Below are 16203 nucleotides of genomic sequence, written 5' to 3' on the forward strand. Positions count from 1 at the left end.
AACTTTAATTTAATATCAGTCCAATTTATGGGTGATATGTACTAATCATACCAGTCATTTGCATAAATTAGTTGTTTAATGGTTATTGTTAGTTGAATTGATGCATTTATTTCAAATAACCTAGCTGTTATGCGTATCTCAACGTATTGCTAATTATGTTGCTAAATTGGATATTTACTCATTTTTAAAGCGCTACATCATTAGAGGTAAGCTATGACGAACCCGCAAAATGTGTCGTTAAATGCGTCAACGGAACTCGAGTTTATCGATCCATCCGCATTAGACATACCTACTGTTAGTTTATTAGATGAAAATGGTCATTTAGTAAAAGGCGCGGTAGATCCAAACATTGATAAAGACACTGCACTAAAAATTTACAAAACCATGCGATTCATCCGTGCGTTAGATGAACGTATGCAAGCAGCCCAACGCCAAGGTCGCGTTTCGTTCTATATGCAATGTTTAGGTGAAGAAGGCGCAGTTACGGCCAGTGCCGCAGCGCTAAAAGACAGCGATATGATTATGGCGCAGTATCGCGAGCAAGCCGCATTGCGTTATCGCGGTTTTAGCTTAGAGCAGTTTATGAACCAAATGTTCTCCAATGAGAAAGATTTGGGTAAAGGTCGTCAAATGCCAATTCACTACGGATCAAAAGAATTGCACTATATGACGATTTCATCGCCGCTTGGAACGCAAATTCCACAAGCAACAGGCTATGCATATTCGCAAAAAATTCCACACATCAATGTACAATCGGGCGAGCTTGATTCTGAAATTGATAATATCACCTTGTGTTATTTTGGTGAAGGTGCTGCATCTGAAGGTGACTTTCACGCGGGCTTGAATATGGCTGCAGTGTTAAAAGCGCCGGTTATCTTTTTTGCACGTAATAATGGTTATGCGATTTCAACACCGGCAGACGAGCAATTTGCAGGCGATGGTATTGCCAGTCGCGGTGTTGGTTATGGCATAAAAACAATTCGTGTTGATGGCGCAGATGCACTTGCAGTTTATGCTGCTACGCAAAAAGCACGTCAATACAGTGTTGAAACGGGTGAGCCAGTTTTAATTGAATCGATTGCATATCGCTTAGGTGCGCACTCGACGTCGGATGACCCAACGGGCTACCGTTCAAAAGAAGAAGAAAGCACCAATACTAAATGCCCAATTCAACGCTTTAAAGGCTACTTATTAAGCAAAGATTGGTTAGATGAAACGCAAGATAACGCAGAAGATGAAAGCTTGCGAGAAGCGATTTTAGACGCTGTAAAAGTAGCTGAAAAAGTGGCTAAGCCACCGATTGAAGATTTAGTTACAGATGTGTACGACACACCAATTCCATTACTTGAAAAACAACTCGAAGCATTAAAAGAGCATGTAAAAGCGCATCCAGACGCTTACCCGACAACCGCAGGGAGAATCAAATAATGGCACAAATGAATATGTTGCAAGCGATCAATTCTGCGCTTGATATTTCAATGTCGGAACATCCACTTGCCTGTATTTTTGGTGAAGATGTGGGTTACTTTGGTGGTGTATTTCGTGCAACAAGTGGTTTGCAAGAAAAATACGGTAAACACCGTGTGTTTAATACGCCGCTTACAGAGCAAGGTATTTTAGGTTTTGCTAACGGTTTAGCGGCAGCAGGTGCTCCTGCCATCGCAGAAATCCAATTCGCTGACTATATTTTCCCAGCATTTGACCAAATCGTAAACGAGTCTGCTAAGTTCCGTTACCGCAGTGGTAATGAATTTAATGTAGGTAAGCTAACTATTCGTACACCATACGGTGGCGGTATCGCCGGCGGTTTATACCATTCTCAATCGCCAGAAGCATATTTTGCTCATACACCCGGCTTAAAATTGGTTGTGCCACGCAACGCTTACCAAGCAAAAGGTTTGTTACGTGCATGTATTAAAGACGATAACCCAGTTATTTTCTTTGAGCCTAAGCGTTTATATCGCGCGTCTATCGGCGACGTACCAGAAGATGATTTTATTATCCCAATTGGTAAAGCGGAAGTGGTTTCTGAAGGTTCAGACATCACGCTGCTCGCATGGGGAGCACAAATGGAAATCATTGAAAAAGCAGCTAAAATGGCGAAGCAAGATGGCATTAGCTGTGAAGTGATTGATTTACGGAGTATTCAACCTTGGGATGTTGAAACAGTCGCTAAGTCAGTAACTAAAACTGGCCGCTTAATCATCAGCCATGAAGCACCTATTACGTGCGGTTTTGGTGCCGAAATTGCTGCAACAATCCAGCAAGAATGTTTCTTACATTTAGAATCGCCAATTAGTCGCGTATGTGGTTTAGATACACCGTATCCGCTTGCACTGGAAAAAGAATATATTCCTGATGCATTAAAAGTGTTATCAGCAATTAAGCAGTCAGTGCAGTTTTAAGGAGTGGTTATGAGTCAAGATTTTATTTTACCAGACATTGGTGAAGGCATTGTTGAATGCGAAGTAGTCGAATGGCTTATTAGCGAAGGCGATACGGTAGCTGAAGATCAGCCTATTTGTGATGTAATGACCGATAAAGCATTGGTACAAATTCCTGCGGTGCATAATGGTGTGATCACTAAGCTGTATTATCAAAAAGGTGAAATTGCAAAAGTGCATGCGCCGCTTTTTGCGATGGATGTTGATGGTGCAGCGGTTGCGAGTGCACCTCAAGAAGTAGCGCCAGAAACCAGCACTGAGCAGCCAGTGGCAAGCGAAGCGCCACAAGGCACCGCACTTGAAGATTTTATTTTACCGGATATCGGCGAAGGTATTGTTGAGTGTGAAATTGTAGATTGGCTAGTTGCTGAAGGCGATGAAATTAAAGAAGACCAAGCGGTTTGTGATGTAATGACAGATAAAGCGCTGGTACAAATTCCTGCTAAACACACAGGCCGAGTAACCAAGCTTTACCATCAAAAAGGTGAGATTGCCAAAGTACACGCTCCGCTTTTCCAAATGCAAGTTGCCAGTGCACAAGTTATCAATATCCAAGAAAAAGTGGTTAACGCCCAACAAAATGCCTCAGCTACGCAGGTCGAAGCAGCACCTTCACAAGTTGTTGCGAGCGGCAAAGCCGTTGCTAGCCCTGCGGTACGCCGTTTAGCGCGAGAGCATAACATTGATATTGCGAAAGTGGACGGCTCTGGTAAAAATGGCCGTGTTTATAAAGATGATATTAAACGTTTTTTAAATGACGGCAGTACAGCTTCTAAGCGTACAGAAGACACATCGCCCCCAGTAGCAACGCAAGCAACGCGCGTTGAACCAATTCGTGGTATGCAAGCCGCGATGGCGAAACAAATGATGGAGTCGGTATCGACCATTCCACATTTCACATTGAGCGATGAGATTGATTTAACAGAACTTATTAGCTTGCGTAAAAGTCTTAAAGAACAGTATGCAAAGCAGGGCGTTAAGCTCACCATGATGCCGTTCTTTATTAAGGCATTGTCTTTAGCGTTAAAAGAGTTCCCTGTGATCAATTCGCAAGTTAATGCGGATTGCACAGAGCTTACATACTTTAATGACCACAACATTGGTATGGCGGTTGACTCAAAACTCGGCCTGTTAGTACCCAATATCAAATCATGCCAAGCTAAAAACATGGTGGACATTGCCAATGAAGTATCTCGCTTAACAGAGCAAGCGCGCGAAGGCCGTGTAACGCCTGCCGATTTAAAAGGCGGCACAATTTCAATCTCAAATATTGGTGCAATTGGTGGCACAACAGCAACACCAATTATCAATAAGCCAGAAGTTGCGATTGTGGCGCTCGGTAAACTACAACATTTACCGCGCTTTAATGAAAAAGGTGAGGTTGAATCACGTGCAATTATGCAAATATCATGGTCAGGCGATCACCGCATTATTGATGGTGCAACGATGGCACGATTCAATAACTTGTGGAAACACTATTTGGAAACGCCAAGTGCCATGTTAATGGCAATGAGCTAATAGAAAAAAGGGGTCACATGACCCCTTTTTTAATTGACTAAAAAAAGAAGATTAAGTAGCCGATAGCTAAACTAGGTATGGAGGTATACAAGGTTGCTATTAGCGCCGCTTTTGGTGCAAGTGCAATCGCCGGGAAAAGGGCATCACCATCATTTGAAATGGCATTCGCCATAAGTGCCGAAAAGGGCACTAATCCTTGCATATAAAGTGAGGTGACAAGAATTTGTGGCCCGCACCCTGGCAGTAAACCAATTAAACAGGCAATAAGCGGCAGTAACACTGCGTAGTTTTGAAAAAGAGCTGCTATATTCACATCAGACCACAGCACGAATAATTCATAGCCAATAAACGCAGCCACCACCCAACTAGTGATAAAGTGTGTATCTTGAAGTACCTTTGTCGTTAAACTTTCTTTACTGCAGTTGTCTTCAGCGGTGACATCTTGATAACTTTTACCAGGAGATGAGCACGCCCACAATAGCGCCACGATAAAACAACAGGCCGCAGCGATATAACCTAAGCCTTGGTTAATATTTTCACCAAAGTCATATTGAAATGCGACAAGCAGAGCGGCAAGTATCATCGGTAACGCGACAATACGCCAAAATTGAAGGCTAATAAAACCAACAGGCTTAGGTAATTTTTGACACTGTAATTGTTGATATGATGGTGTATTTGGCGCAAGAAAATCAGCTGGGTGCAGCAAGTTCACGAGCCAACCAAACAGTGTTGCAACCGTAAAACTAATGGTTAATACCAACAGTGCTGTTTTTGGCTCTGCCGCGATAAGTAAGAATGCCGCATCGCCCATAGTGGCAATGAGTACTGCTACCAAGGAGCCAAAACTGGCTTGTTTTTTAGTGTATTGTGTTACTACTATTATTGCGCCGCCGCAGCCTGGTAGTGCACCGAGCAAAGCGGCAAACGGAATTTCAAGTTTTGGTGTAACCTGTGCAATATAACTTAACTCGAGTTTAGGAAATCGGTTTACCAATAAGTAATAGCCATAAAGCGTTGCAGCAACAAACATAGTTACTTGTAAAAACGCATCGGCGAGTGCGCCAAGCACTACAGCGCGGGTAGACTCATTAAAAATAAGGCAGAGCAATGCTATTGGTAAAAACAAGCGTTTATAAGCGAGAGTGCTTTTAATTGCGTGTTTTGGTAGCGCGAATTGTGAGAGGGAAAACAACATACAGTGTACCTAATCGAATATTAGCTTCACTATAGTACTAACGGTAATGCGAATCAATCACATTACCGTTTAATTTAATCAATCGTGGTGATTATTTTTTTCGTTGGAACTCTGATTGACTGTACCACTTTGGCCAAGCCGTGCTGTCAGCGATATCTAAACCAACTTGATAAAACAGCTGTAAGTCCTCTACAGCACCTGAAAGGTCCCATCCATTACGGTATTGATCGCATGGTTGGTGGTAGCATCCACGTAAAATCAGTCCCATACGTTTGCGATAACGGGCTGTTTCGTCGTCAATCGCTTCGGTGCCACCGCCTGAGTACATTGCTGGAATGCCCATTTGTGCAAATGCAAAGTGATCAGAACGATAATAGCCACCAGCAGCAGGGCGCGGATCGCCTGATAAAGTACGACTTTGCTTTGCCGCGGCACGCGCTAAGTATTCATCCATTTCTGATTTACCAGCGCCAACTACGCTCATGTCTTTTACACGACCTAGCAGGTTCAAACTATCCATATTAATATTGGCAACCGACTTACTTGCGTCGATAACTGGGTTTGCAGCGTAGTATTTCGCCCCTAATAAGCCTTGCTCTTCAGCTGTTACTGCTAAGAAGGTCACTGAACGTGCAGGTTTGTTCGGCAGCATTGCAAATGCTTCTGCGATTTCAATCATACCCGCTGTACCGGTTGCATTATCATGCGCACCGTTATAAATGTTGTCGCCTTTTTTACTTGGATCTTTGCCGAGGTGATCCCAATGCGCTGAGTATATAATGTGTTCGTCAGGTGTTTCTGCGCCAGGCAATGTTGCAATAAAATTACGCGAAACTGATTTTTTGATTTCGCTTTTAACCGTTACAGAAGCCGTTAAATCACCCATGTCAACTGAGTAGCCACCTTTCGCGGCTTTTGCTTTCTCTTTAGCAAAATCAAGTCCGGCTTTCGTAAATAGTTCATTGGCAACATCAAGCGTGATCCAACCTTCAACTGCTACGCGATCCATATTCTTGTTTTCTTTTTGAAAACCAAATTGTGGGCCTGACCATGAGTTTTCAACCACCGACCAAGGGTAAGATGCAGGGGCAGTTTCATGAACAATGATTGCGCCAGCAGCACCCTGGCGTGATGCTTCTTCGTATTTATACGTCCAACGGCCGTAATAGGTCATTGCGTTACCAGTAAAGAGTGACTCGTCTTGCGTAGCAAAACCAGGGTCGTTAACCAGCATTACGACGGTTTTTCCTTTTACGTCTAATCCTTCGTAATCGTTCCAGTTATACTCAGGCGCGTTAATACCATAACCGACAAATACCAGCTCTGAATTTTCAATGGCTTCAAGCTCGCTCATGCGACTCGTACCCATTACCATATCTTTTTTGTATTGATATGCTTTGCCATCAATCGTTAGCGACATATCAGGTGAAGCTTCGATTGATACAAGTGGTACCTCTTGATAAAAGCTACCCTTGTTGCCACCTACAAAGCCTAATGCTTTAAAATGTTTTTCTAAATAGGCTAGGGTGAGCTCTTCACCTTTAGTTGATGGCGCACGACCTTCAAACTCATCCGATGCAATTGTTTTTATATGTTGTCCGAGTTGCTCGGCATTAATACTGTTATAAGCAGCATCTAGCGCGTGTTGATCATTGGTAGTTGCACAGCCACTTAACAATAAAGAGACGGCAATACCGATTGGCGTTAGTTTTTTCATAATTCAACCTGTGTCACAAATTTAGGCGATTATAAAAACTAGTTTAGTGTTGTGCTAGTAAATGCGTTAAAGTACGCGTTTTAGTTTTTACTTTTTAAATCACCAGAATGAAATTTGAAGCCCCAGCACATTGGACGACTGATTTTTTACATCATGGGATCTTTGACGATTTAAACGCCTTATTTAATTTAACGCAATTTTCCAACTGGCCAACAGTTGATTGGCTAAACTCCTTAGCTATAAACATAACAAACCGAAATAACCAGCAAATTTTATTTGTTGCCAATGACGATGTTGACTGGCAACACGGTTATTACGAAGAAATCATTTTTGATAAGGGAGAGATCCCAACGCGTTTGGAGAACTGGCACGATTTGTTTGGTGCCTTTATTTGGTTACTCTTTCCAAAGACAAAGGCATTGCTTAATCAATTACATATTGAGCAAATAAATAAACATGGTAAAACCGAGCGCTCAAAAAAGCGCAATGCTATCACATTATTGGATGAATGCGGCGTGTTAGTCGTATGTGACCAAGCACAGGCAGATTTATTGAAAAATCATTTATGGATTGAAGGTTTTTTTAATCAGCGTGAACACTGGCACAGTACGATTTATCCGTTTATGTTTGGCCACGCTAATTACGAGATGGCAACACGCCCTTACCTTGGATTAACCGGAAAAGCCCTGTATATCACCGTTGAACATCAATTAATGCCAAAATGCCTGAAAGATAGGTATGCTTGGCTAGATAGTTATCTTGAAAATCTTATTGAAAACGAAGACATTCTTTGCGATAACAGCAGTTTGTTTCCATTACCGTTACTTGGCGTACCAAATTGGTACGAGCAAAACAAAGAAAAAGCATTTTACGAAAATACCGATTATTTTCGCCCTAAACGAAGGAAGTTGAAATGATAGAAGTGTCGGCGCTGAAAAAGCGTTTTAAGCTTACTAAAGATCACAAAGTAAAAAACCAAGAAAAAAAGGATCCTAGAGAAGACAAAGATTACTTTCACTCAGTTCGTGATGTGTCGTTTACCTGTAATAAGGGCGAAGTACTGGGTTTATTAGGACCAAATGGAGCCGGTAAAACCACGACATTACGCATGCTTTCAACTGCATTGGGGCCCGATGCTGGAAAAATTGAAATTAACGGTATAGACGTTGTTAAAAAGCCACTTGAAGCACGTAAAAAGATAGGCTTTTTATCAGGTTCTACCGGACTTTACGGGCGTTTAACCGCGAAGGAAAACATCGAGTATTTTGCGCGGCTTCATGGCATGAATAAGCAAGAGGTAAAAACGCGTTGTGAAGAGTTATTTGAGATGCTTGATATGCATAGCTTTTTAGATAAGCGAGCGGAGCATTTATCAACCGGCATGAAGCAAAAAACCAATATTGCCCGTGCAGTAGTGCACAACCCTGAAGTGATTGTGCTTGATGAGCCAACAACGGGCCTTGATATTATGACAACGCAAACTGTGATCAGCTTTATTCAAAGTATTAAAGCTAAGGGCACACCGGTTATCTTCTCAACTCACCATTTGGATGAAGTTGAGCTTTTATGTGAACGCGTAAGTGTGATTGATAAAGGCATTACCTGTTTTGATGGTACGATTGACGAATTTAAAGCACGTGGCCAGAGCGATGTACTAAACAATGCGTTTTTAACGATTTTGAAGGAGCAACAAGGTGTTTGAGGTATTTTTAAAAGAGTTAAAAGAACTGCTGCGCGATAGAAAAACCCTTATTTTTGTCGTTGCCTTACCGGTTGCAATTTTTCCAGTGATTTTTGCGCTGATGGGCTTTCTAATGAGTAAAGCAGCGTTAGAAGCTGAGCAAAAGGTTCATAACTATGCAATTATCAACGCTGAGTACGCACCAGAATTTAAAGACAAATTGTTTTTTCATAAAAACTTTAAGCTGGTAGAAGGTGACTTCAAAACCGTTGAAGAATTAAAACAAGCAGTGAAAGACGAAGTAATTGATGTAGGTATTGTTATTCCTTCAGATGCGCGAGACGCGTTGGAAAGTGGTAGCAGTAATGAATGGCAAATTGTATTTAACGATGCATCTTCACTGAGTTTTATTTTTACCCGCATTAAAGAAATGGCTGAAGAGTTTTCGCAAACATTACAAAGTGAGCAATTTAACAAGCTTGGTATTGCGAAAGAGCATCAAGAATCACTGTTAAACCCTGTTGTACTAGAAAAAGTCGATACCGCCGATTTACGTGAAAACTTAGGTGAAAAGCTCGGCGCGTTAATTCCATATTTATTGATCCCATTAGTGCTTGCTGGTGCAAGTTATCCGGCCATTGACTTAGGCGCGGGTGAAAAGGAACGCGGTACATTAGAAACTTTACTGCTTACACCAATTCCGCGCACCGAACTGGTATTGGGCAAGTTCTTTACAGTACTTTTTACCTCGCTTGCCACGGCATTAATAACCGTTGCCAGTATGGGAGTCTGGATGAAGTTGGCAAGTAGCTTCTTTGACGTCGAAAAAATAACTGATGCATTTTCAATGCTAGGTTTTATGGACTTTGCATTAATCTTATTACTACTAATTCCACTTGCGTGCGTATTTTCCTCACTCGTGCTTGCGATTTCAATCTACGCACGTTCGTTTAAAGAAGCGCAAAACTATATGGGACCATTGTCAATGCTGGCGTTTTTACCGCTGATTGTTGCCATGATGCCAAATATGGAACTCAACATGAGTACAGCTATGGTGCCAATTACCAATGTGGCATTAGCAATTAAAGAAATTATTAAAGGCACAGTAGATTACAGCTATGTTGGCATGATTTTTATCGCTACCGCTGTTTTAGCTGGTGTATTAATGGCTGCATGTGTACATTGGTTTAAGAAAGAAGAAGTGTTATTTAGATAACAATTTTGAAAAATAGAATTTTAAAACGCCCAACATCTGTTGGGCGTTTTTGTTTACAGCAAGTCTGTGCGTTTAACTAGCTCAACACGGCGGTTAGATAAACGCCCGTTTTCTGATGCATTGCTTTCTTTAGGTGAAAACTCACCGACACCAATTGCAACTAAACGCGATTTCTCAATACCTAAATCACTTAACTTAGTTTGAATAGCCAACGCGCGCTTTTTCGATAATTTTTGATTGTACTGAGCATTACCACTGTCATCCGTATGACCGACTAAATAGAAGTTTTGATTAGGCACAGATTTTAGGTAAGTAGCCAGCTTTTCGATGCTTTTACCCGAAGATTCGGTTAACTCATCACTGTCAAACTTAAATTGAATATTAGGGATTTGATACTTTCCTTGTTTGTCGATAAGCGAATCAATATACGCCTTGTCGACAGATACCGTTGAATTATTATTGCGTTTTTCTACAACCTGCACATTCAGATTGCGTGCTTTATCGTAACCCGTTGCATATATGGTGACATAAAGGTCGTCTTTAATGGCAAAAGAGCGAAACTCTTGTGTCTCATCAAACCCAAATGGTGCAGAAATACCTAGTGCGTTAGCCATACTCGCGATACTGCCACATGCCGATGCAGAGCATTGACTTAATAGGGTAAAACCACTTTTTTCAAGCGCTGCTTGATATTGCTCAACAACATCCACTTCGCTCAACGTAAGCGGAATACTATAGCTAGTTGAGCTAAGCGAGCCTTTGACATCTTTACCTTGATAGCCAGTTTGTTCAAACCCAACCAATACGGTTTTTTTAACGTACTTTTTGTAATCTTGATGGGTTATCGAAGACCCTTCAATATTCGACATAAACTGCGCTAGTTGATTGGTTTTTGCATTTAAAGCGAATGATGCAGAAATTGCTATTGTGGCACAAATAGCAAGGGGGCTGATTTTCATAACACGTCCTATGTTGTTCTGAATTTATAAAGTTACTAAATTACAAAGCGTTGCAAAATGTAAAATAATATGTTCCCATAAAAAAGATTTAAGTAAAACCTCTAATTACTGAAAAATGCTTCAAGGATTGAAACTATGCTGCGTAGCCTACTTACGACCATTGTATTCGTATTATTCTCTTTGTGTAATTCTCTACATGCGAAATCAATTAAGTTAACTTATCAAGTGCTTCATGATGATTCACCTTATGGTAAGAGTGAGTTATGGATTAGTGCCGAAGCCACACGATTTGATCTGAATATTGAAGCACAACACGATATGACAGAAGTTGTATTGTTTAACGAAAGAATATCATCGCTATATAAACACGATTCTAAACAGCATTATGTTTTGGACGATAAAAGTTATAAAAATCGTGTTAAAAAGCAAATGAATTGGAAAAAGTCAGATGACGAATTTCACCAATTACTTTTACAAATGGAAAAACAATCTGGGTACCCACGCTTTTTAGATTTTGAAAAACAAGGCAACGTCTTTGTCGCCGAAAATGAGGGTGAGCAACTTTACATTGTAACGCCAGTTTTAGGTAACCAGTATTCATTAACAACTGATGAGTTAAAACTAATAAAACACGCAGTTGTAGAACGTAAAAAAATGGCGCTCGCAAAAATGGGCTTAATTGATTTTTTACCACTCGATATTTTTTATATGTTGAGTGAAAAACCTCAAATGATGTTTTCAAAATATACAAACAAAATGTATGCGTTAACATTTAAACTAAAATCTATTGAGCGCCTGAATAACACGCTTTTTTTAGAGAACCTACCAAAAAACTATCAAATGACTAAACGTTAATATCAGAGATTAAAATGGATTTTTACATTATTGGTAAAGAGCATGATCTTGCGAGCAAGGTCTTTAAATGTGCTTGCTTAATTGACGTTAAAGTGCGCTTTGTAATGCCAGACGACAGTATTATAAAAATTTATAATACACTCAATGCTGTTTGCTTCGTCGAGTCTGATTGTTTATCAGGCGAATTAACTCGTCAATTTGATAAAACTTCGATTGTGGTGCTATCAAAACGGATTAGCTTAGAGCAGGAATGTGTGTATATGCGAGAAGGATATCGCGGAATTATAGATACCACGCTACCGCCACAGCAAATTATCGATCTATTACAACTTTTGTTAAGCAATGTGGAGCTGATTTATAGTAGGGCAGCATTGTCTAAGATTGCGTTGGAATATTTGCAAAATCGCGTGCTTGAATTTAAACCTATTAGTGCACTCACTCGCAAAGAAAATCAAATAGTCACATATATTCAAAGTGGCCTTCAGAATAAAGAAATAGCAAAAGAGTTAGCGATTTCTCCTGCAACCGTAAAAACACATGTGCAACGTATTTTAAAGAAAACAGGCGCAAAAAACAGAACGCAAATAATAAGTAAAACCGCGTTTTTTTAAGTACGCCAAACGGAGTATTTTTTACCCTTGTTTAATTTTGTAACAAAATCTAATCCTCCATTTGGTGAATAGAACATTCAATCTAAAGCACGTACCATTTTATTGCGTTTATTCTATTTAAGGAGAAAATTGTGAAAAAACGTCAACTTGGTCAAGGTATGACCGAATACATTATTATTGTTGCTTTAATTGCTGTTGCAGCGATTGGTGTGTATAGCTTTTTTGGTAAAACGGTACGTAACCAGGTTTCAGCGCTAGCGACAGAAGTTGGTGGTACTGATTCGTCAACTCAAATTCAAGCTGCTAAAACGGCTGCAGAAGACGGAGCTAAGGTAGCGGATAAGAATTACAACCTTGGTAACTACAACGAAGCTGCTAATAAGTCATCAAACTAAGCTAAACATTATTTAGTTGAGGTGGGTTATGAAACGGTACCAACATGGTCAAGGAATGACTGAATACATCATTATTGTTGCGTTAATAGCGGTAGCGGCAATTGGTGTTTACAGTTTTTTCGGGAAAACGGTCCGCAACCAAGCTGCTGCGATTTCAACTGAAATATCGGGTGTCGATTCAAGCAATCAAATCCAAGCAGCGAAAGACGCCGCAGATGACGCGAGCAACACAGCTAATAAGAACTACAACCTTGGAAACTACAATGAAGGCGCAAATAAAGCTTCAGGTGGCGGCGGTAGTGGTTCTGGTGGCGTCGATTAGGGATTGTTAGTTAAATAGTTCTAGGGAGTTTCGCTTCCTAGAACTACATATGGAGATGAAAATGAAAAAGCAGCGTGGTCAGTCGTTGGTTGTAGGGCTCATGTTTCTGCCAATTATTGTTCTGTTCATACTTTATTTGTATAACGTTTCTCAGCAAAACCTTCATAAAACGAGATTACAGAATACAGCCGATGCAGCCGTATTGAGTAGCTCACAATATTTAGTAAGAGAATTAAATTTCAAGGCATATACAAACCGCGCAATGATAGCCAACCATGTAGCAGTCGGACAATATGTAGGTGTCGCGTCATGGTTTAACTTCCTTGTTGAAACAATCGATAACATTGAGGACGTGGCTCGATATATTCCTTATGTTGGTCCTGTTTTTTCTCAGGCTGAAGCGTGGGTAGACAATATCAATGAAGTTGCTGTTCAGCCAGGAATGGAAATTGCGGTTAGAGCGACTGATTTGGTGAATAATGCCCTTTCCATGTCACAAGATATTATGGCTTACGCCTCGTCTGCGACCATGATTGAATCGCTTAATGACGTAATTAAAGTCAATGACAACCAAGCATCTCTTGATGCGATTGCCGCTCCTACATTAGCCAATACACTTTTTAATGATTGGCGTGGGTTTCAAGGAGACTTTAACCGACAAGATAATTCCGGCAGGTACAATGATTTCTATAAAGTTATCTTAAATTCTCGAGACCCATTTATGAAAAACCGCTCACATGAGTGGCCATTCCCTTTTACGATCGACATTATTAGTTTCTGCTTTTTGGGTATGAGTATGAATTACTGGACCAAACAGGCAGGCGGTACAGACCTTGTTAACAATGGTAGATATGACCCAGAAACGTGGACATCAATGGACACATTAAGTTGGCATAAAGAGTGGTTTAAAAAAAGTTTATTCAGCTCAGGTTGTCGTCGCAGCGAATTAGAAATCGGCTGGGGTGCCGCGCATGCTGGCGAGGATAAAGATACAGGGCAGTTTAGAAATCGTCAATATTATGGACGTTCACGCATGATAAATCGCGATGCGTCAAACCGAGCAAGGTACAACGAATCGGAATTCAACAATGCGTACGGCGGCATTTATGATTTCTATTCGATAAAAAAAATTAACAAATCAAATGATGCTCCACCAGTCACAATAGTTGTGTCGAAATCAATCAATGATATTCAATCTTCAAAATCGCTAAATATAGGCACTATTAACGAGGCGACGACTAAAGAAATAGACATACATATTGAAGAACACGTACAAGTGCCGAGAAATCAACAATCATCAGCATCAAAAGCCCGTATTTATTATTATCGCGCGAATGATCTGTGGAAAAACAGTAAGTTTGAATACGGTAATCTATATAACCCGTATTGGCAAAATACCCTGTCCGATATCGATAATAATCAACGTAGAGATCTTCTTCTCTTGTTAGCTTCCTTTAACTTAGCAGGTGCCTAAATGTTTATATCACGCAATAAAGGACAGTCGCTTGTAGAGCTATCAGTATTGTTGGCATTTGTAATTGCACCGTTAATGCTAATTTTGCCGTATTTCTCAAAGCTCATTGAAGCGAGACATTACAACGACATGGCCGCACGTTATGTCGCGTTTGAAAAAACCGTATGGTTAGAAAAAGGACCAGAAAACTACGCAAATAGCGGTTACGGTAGACTGGCAGTAAAGCAAACCACGGACATATCAAAAGAGGTGCCTGATAGAGTTTTTGGTAAGATAGAAAAAGCCATTAACTCGAGCTTGCCGTCATCATTGGTTTGGAATGCAAAAGAACATGGTTATGCAACATTCCAATTTAATCAATCGAAACGAAATGATGCTCAGAGTTTATTCGCAGCTTTTAATCCTAATGCGGAACAAAGCAAACAACAATTTTTCAAGGTTGAGTCTGGAAACGGAAAAGCGCCGGGTAAAATTTCGAGTATCACAAATGGTTCGTTAAACCTGCTTGAATTGGGTGGCACAGACTTCAATGATAAAAGCTTTTTTACGGGTAGCTCTTCAATACAAATTGCGAGTCATTTGTTACTAGAGGATGAGCGTTTTCGAAATCAGCCGTCGAATATCAGTGGTCGTGAAACAAAGCGTCGCAGCGAATTTGAATTTGTAATGAATAGCTCACTGTCACTTTTAGCCGATGGTTGGAACGTCGGCGGTCCAAAACATAATTATAACCAAGTACGAGGTCTTGTGCCGTCGTCATTCTTAGACGGTGATATCTTAAATAAGGCCCGCAATCTATTGTCAAAATCAGGTGTTCCAATTGTTAAAAAACTCGGTCCAAGTGACTTAAAATTTGGCCATATAGCCATTGAAGAGCTTCCTAAGGAAAGGTATCGAAATGAATAAGCGCAACATTTTATATGTACTATTAACACTTATTTTTTGTAACCAGTCTTATGCGTTTACGCTTGATTTTCCAAAGGATGGATCAGTAAAAGTTGTTGGTCGCGACCTTTTCATCGATAGTAAACAAGTCTCTATTTGGCAAATAGAGAGTAAAATGAGCCGCGAAGATCATGCAGCGTTTTACGCTGAACAGTGGAAGCGTAATGGTAATAACTTTGGCGTTACGACATTAAAAACCGAAACTGTAGTAAGTAAACTCTACGACGACGCCCTATATACTGCACAGGTTATTCAACATTTTCCTCACTCTATCGCTGTAGTTTCAGTATCCAAAGAGCCATCAAATTCATTAAAACGAATTGTTAGAAAAATTGAAGACTTACCGAGCCCAAGCGGAAGTGAGATTTTAAATAATATTAAAGCAAAAGATGGTGCTAAATATTCAAACACCTTGGTCTTAAAGAATAGTCGTACGATTTCTAAAAATATGAATTTTTATCAAACGTTTATTCAAAAGAAAGGTTTCTCGGTTGAGAAAGCACAAGTACATCCAAAGCGTACATTGGGTGTTTTACTTGCTCGTAAAGGGCCTAACGAATTTAACGTAACGTTTGAAAGAAAAAATAACCAAACCTTTGTTACTGCAATTAAAGTTGACACGGACATATAGATGAAAAAGACACAAAAAGGACAATCTGCAGTCGAGTTTTTCGTTGTTACGGGGGCACTGGTTGCTGCGTTACTCACGCCAATACCAAGCAATGAGCTAGGCGGTTTTTTACAAGAGCATCAAGGTAAAAATGCTATCGAAATTTTAACGATAAAAATTAAAGAAAGTTACGCTGCATATAGTTATGCAAAAAGCATAACACCAATCCCTACAAATATAACAAACAACTAAGGAAGAGGT

General features: G+C 40.3%; 17 protein-coding genes. 14 read left to right on the plus strand and 3 right to left on the minus strand.

Annotated elements, in window-relative coordinates; translation table 11 throughout:
* Window positions 1–213 precede the first annotated feature (213 nt).
* Genes L1068_RS01285 through L1068_RS01295 form a run of 3 tightly spaced genes read left to right on the plus strand, consistent with a single transcriptional unit; the run spans window position 214 to window position 3962 of the window.
* The gene (locus tag L1068_RS01285; protein WP_237128715.1) at window positions 214–1428 is read left to right on the plus strand and encodes a thiamine pyrophosphate-dependent dehydrogenase E1 component subunit alpha; all 1215 of its coding nucleotides are present in this window, start codon (window positions 214–216) and stop codon (window positions 1426–1428) included.
* Entirely contained in the window at window positions 1428–2405 is a 978-nt protein-coding gene (locus L1068_RS01290; protein ID WP_237128716.1) for a transketolase C-terminal domain-containing protein, read from the plus strand. Before L1068_RS01285 ends, L1068_RS01290 begins: the two co-directional genes overlap by 1 nt.
* A 9-nt stretch (window positions 2406–2414) precedes the next feature.
* The gene (locus L1068_RS01295; protein ID WP_237128717.1) at window positions 2415–3962 is read left to right on the plus strand and encodes a dihydrolipoyllysine-residue acetyltransferase; all 1548 of its coding nucleotides are present in this window, start codon (window positions 2415–2417) and stop codon (window positions 3960–3962) included.
* A gap of 37 nt (window positions 3963–3999) precedes the next feature.
* Here the strand turns inward: L1068_RS01295 and L1068_RS01300 are convergent, their stop codons facing one another.
* The gene (locus L1068_RS01300) at window positions 4000–5157 is read right to left on the minus strand and encodes a putative manganese transporter (RefSeq protein WP_237128718.1); all 1158 of its coding nucleotides are present in this window, start codon (window positions 5155–5157) and stop codon (window positions 4000–4002) included.
* 91 nt (window positions 5158–5248) lie between these two features.
* Window positions 5249–6874: a M28 family metallopeptidase gene (locus L1068_RS01305; RefSeq protein ID WP_237128719.1), complete on the minus strand. Its 1626-nt coding sequence runs from the start codon at window positions 6872–6874 to the stop codon at window positions 5249–5251.
* A gap of 107 nt (window positions 6875–6981) precedes the next feature.
* Here L1068_RS01305 and L1068_RS01310 point away from each other — a divergent pair, with 107 nt between their 5' ends.
* From L1068_RS01310 to L1068_RS01320, 3 genes are read left to right on the plus strand one after another with little or no spacing between them, the layout of a single operon-like run.
* Window positions 6982–7791: a DUF3025 domain-containing protein gene (locus L1068_RS01310; RefSeq protein WP_237128720.1), complete on the plus strand. Its 810-nt coding sequence runs from the start codon at window positions 6982–6984 to the stop codon at window positions 7789–7791.
* Window positions 7788–8576: an ATP-binding cassette domain-containing protein gene (locus L1068_RS01315; RefSeq protein ID WP_237128721.1), complete on the plus strand. Its 789-nt coding sequence runs from the start codon at window positions 7788–7790 to the stop codon at window positions 8574–8576. The genes L1068_RS01310 and L1068_RS01315 overlap by 4 nt, the downstream gene beginning before the upstream one ends.
* Window positions 8569–9771, plus strand: a complete 1203-nt coding sequence (locus tag L1068_RS01320; protein ID WP_237128722.1) for an ABC transporter permease — start codon at window positions 8569–8571, stop codon at window positions 9769–9771. The genes L1068_RS01315 and L1068_RS01320 overlap by 8 nt, the downstream gene beginning before the upstream one ends.
* Before the next feature lie 53 nt (window positions 9772–9824).
* Here L1068_RS01320 and L1068_RS01325 read toward each other — a convergent pair whose 3' ends face one another.
* Window positions 9825–10730, minus strand: a complete 906-nt coding sequence (locus L1068_RS01325) for an OmpA family protein (protein WP_237128723.1) — start codon at window positions 10728–10730, stop codon at window positions 9825–9827.
* Window positions 10731–10865: 135 nt separating this feature from the next.
* Here L1068_RS01325 and L1068_RS01330 point away from each other — a divergent pair, with 135 nt between their 5' ends.
* The 8 genes from L1068_RS01330 to L1068_RS01365 all read left to right on the plus strand — a co-directional run bounded on the left by L1068_RS01330 (window position 10866) and on the right by L1068_RS01365 (window position 16194).
* Window positions 10866–11585: a hypothetical protein gene (locus L1068_RS01330; protein WP_237128724.1), complete on the plus strand. Its 720-nt coding sequence runs from the start codon at window positions 10866–10868 to the stop codon at window positions 11583–11585.
* A 14-nt stretch (window positions 11586–11599) separates the two neighbouring features.
* Window positions 11600–12196, plus strand: a complete 597-nt coding sequence (locus L1068_RS01335; RefSeq protein WP_237128725.1) for a helix-turn-helix transcriptional regulator — start codon at window positions 11600–11602, stop codon at window positions 12194–12196.
* Between the two features lie 128 nt (window positions 12197–12324).
* Window positions 12325–12591, plus strand: coding sequence for a hypothetical protein (locus tag L1068_RS01340; RefSeq protein ID WP_040641570.1), 267 nt, complete (start codon window positions 12325–12327; stop codon window positions 12589–12591).
* A gap of 28 nt (window positions 12592–12619) precedes the next feature.
* Window positions 12620–12913, plus strand: a complete 294-nt coding sequence (locus tag L1068_RS01345; protein WP_010560146.1) for a hypothetical protein — start codon at window positions 12620–12622, stop codon at window positions 12911–12913.
* 61 nt (window positions 12914–12974) lie between these two features.
* Window positions 12975–14387, plus strand: coding sequence for a pilus assembly protein TadG-related protein (locus tag L1068_RS01350; RefSeq protein ID WP_237128726.1), 1413 nt, complete (start codon window positions 12975–12977; stop codon window positions 14385–14387).
* On the plus strand, window positions 14388–15293 hold the full coding sequence (locus L1068_RS01355) for a hypothetical protein (RefSeq protein WP_138629731.1): 906 nt from the start codon (window positions 14388–14390) through the stop codon (window positions 15291–15293).
* Window positions 15286–15963 carry a hypothetical protein gene (locus L1068_RS01360; protein ID WP_237128727.1) on the plus strand — a complete coding sequence of 226 codons (678 nt, stop codon included), beginning with the start codon at window positions 15286–15288 and terminating at the stop codon, window positions 15961–15963. Before L1068_RS01355 ends, L1068_RS01360 begins: the two co-directional genes overlap by 8 nt.
* Window positions 15964–16194, plus strand: a complete 231-nt coding sequence (locus tag L1068_RS01365) for a hypothetical protein (RefSeq protein WP_054979956.1) — start codon at window positions 15964–15966, stop codon at window positions 16192–16194.
* The last annotated feature ends 9 nt before the right edge of the window (window positions 16195–16203 follow it).

The organism is Pseudoalteromonas sp. MMG024 (genome assembly GCF_021654175.1).
GTDB lineage: Bacteria > Pseudomonadota > Gammaproteobacteria > Enterobacterales > Alteromonadaceae > Pseudoalteromonas.

Bases quoted from the DNA above. Each gene is read 5' to 3' on its own strand.
- L1068_RS01285 (WP_237128715.1), top strand. From the start codon at position 214: ATGACGAACCCGCAAAATGTGTCGTTAAATGCGTCAACGGAACTCGAG.
- L1068_RS01290 (WP_237128716.1), top strand. From the start codon at position 1,428: ATGGCACAAATGAATATGTTGCAAGCGATCAATTCTGCGCTTGATATT.
- L1068_RS01295 (WP_237128717.1), top strand. From the start codon at position 2,415: ATGAGTCAAGATTTTATTTTACCAGACATTGGTGAAGGCATTGTTGAA.
- L1068_RS01300 (WP_237128718.1), bottom strand. From the start codon at position 5,157: ATGTTGTTTTCCCTCTCACAATTCGCGCTACCAAAACACGCAATTAAA.
- L1068_RS01305 (WP_237128719.1), bottom strand. From the start codon at position 6,874: ATGAAAAAACTAACGCCAATCGGTATTGCCGTCTCTTTATTGTTAAGT.
- L1068_RS01310 (WP_237128720.1), top strand. From the start codon at position 6,982: ATGAAATTTGAAGCCCCAGCACATTGGACGACTGATTTTTTACATCAT.
- L1068_RS01315 (WP_237128721.1), top strand. From the start codon at position 7,788: ATGATAGAAGTGTCGGCGCTGAAAAAGCGTTTTAAGCTTACTAAAGAT.
- L1068_RS01325 (WP_237128723.1), bottom strand. From the start codon at position 10,730: ATGAAAATCAGCCCCCTTGCTATTTGTGCCACAATAGCAATTTCTGCA.
- L1068_RS01330 (WP_237128724.1), top strand. From the start codon at position 10,866: ATGCTGCGTAGCCTACTTACGACCATTGTATTCGTATTATTCTCTTTG.
- L1068_RS01335 (WP_237128725.1), top strand. From the start codon at position 11,600: ATGGATTTTTACATTATTGGTAAAGAGCATGATCTTGCGAGCAAGGTC.
- L1068_RS01345 (WP_010560146.1), top strand. From the start codon at position 12,620: ATGAAACGGTACCAACATGGTCAAGGAATGACTGAATACATCATTATT.
- L1068_RS01350 (WP_237128726.1), top strand. From the start codon at position 12,975: ATGAAAAAGCAGCGTGGTCAGTCGTTGGTTGTAGGGCTCATGTTTCTG.
- L1068_RS01355 (WP_138629731.1), top strand. From the start codon at position 14,388: ATGTTTATATCACGCAATAAAGGACAGTCGCTTGTAGAGCTATCAGTA.
- L1068_RS01360 (WP_237128727.1), top strand. From the start codon at position 15,286: ATGAATAAGCGCAACATTTTATATGTACTATTAACACTTATTTTTTGT.
- L1068_RS01365 (WP_054979956.1), top strand. From the start codon at position 15,964: ATGAAAAAGACACAAAAAGGACAATCTGCAGTCGAGTTTTTCGTTGTT.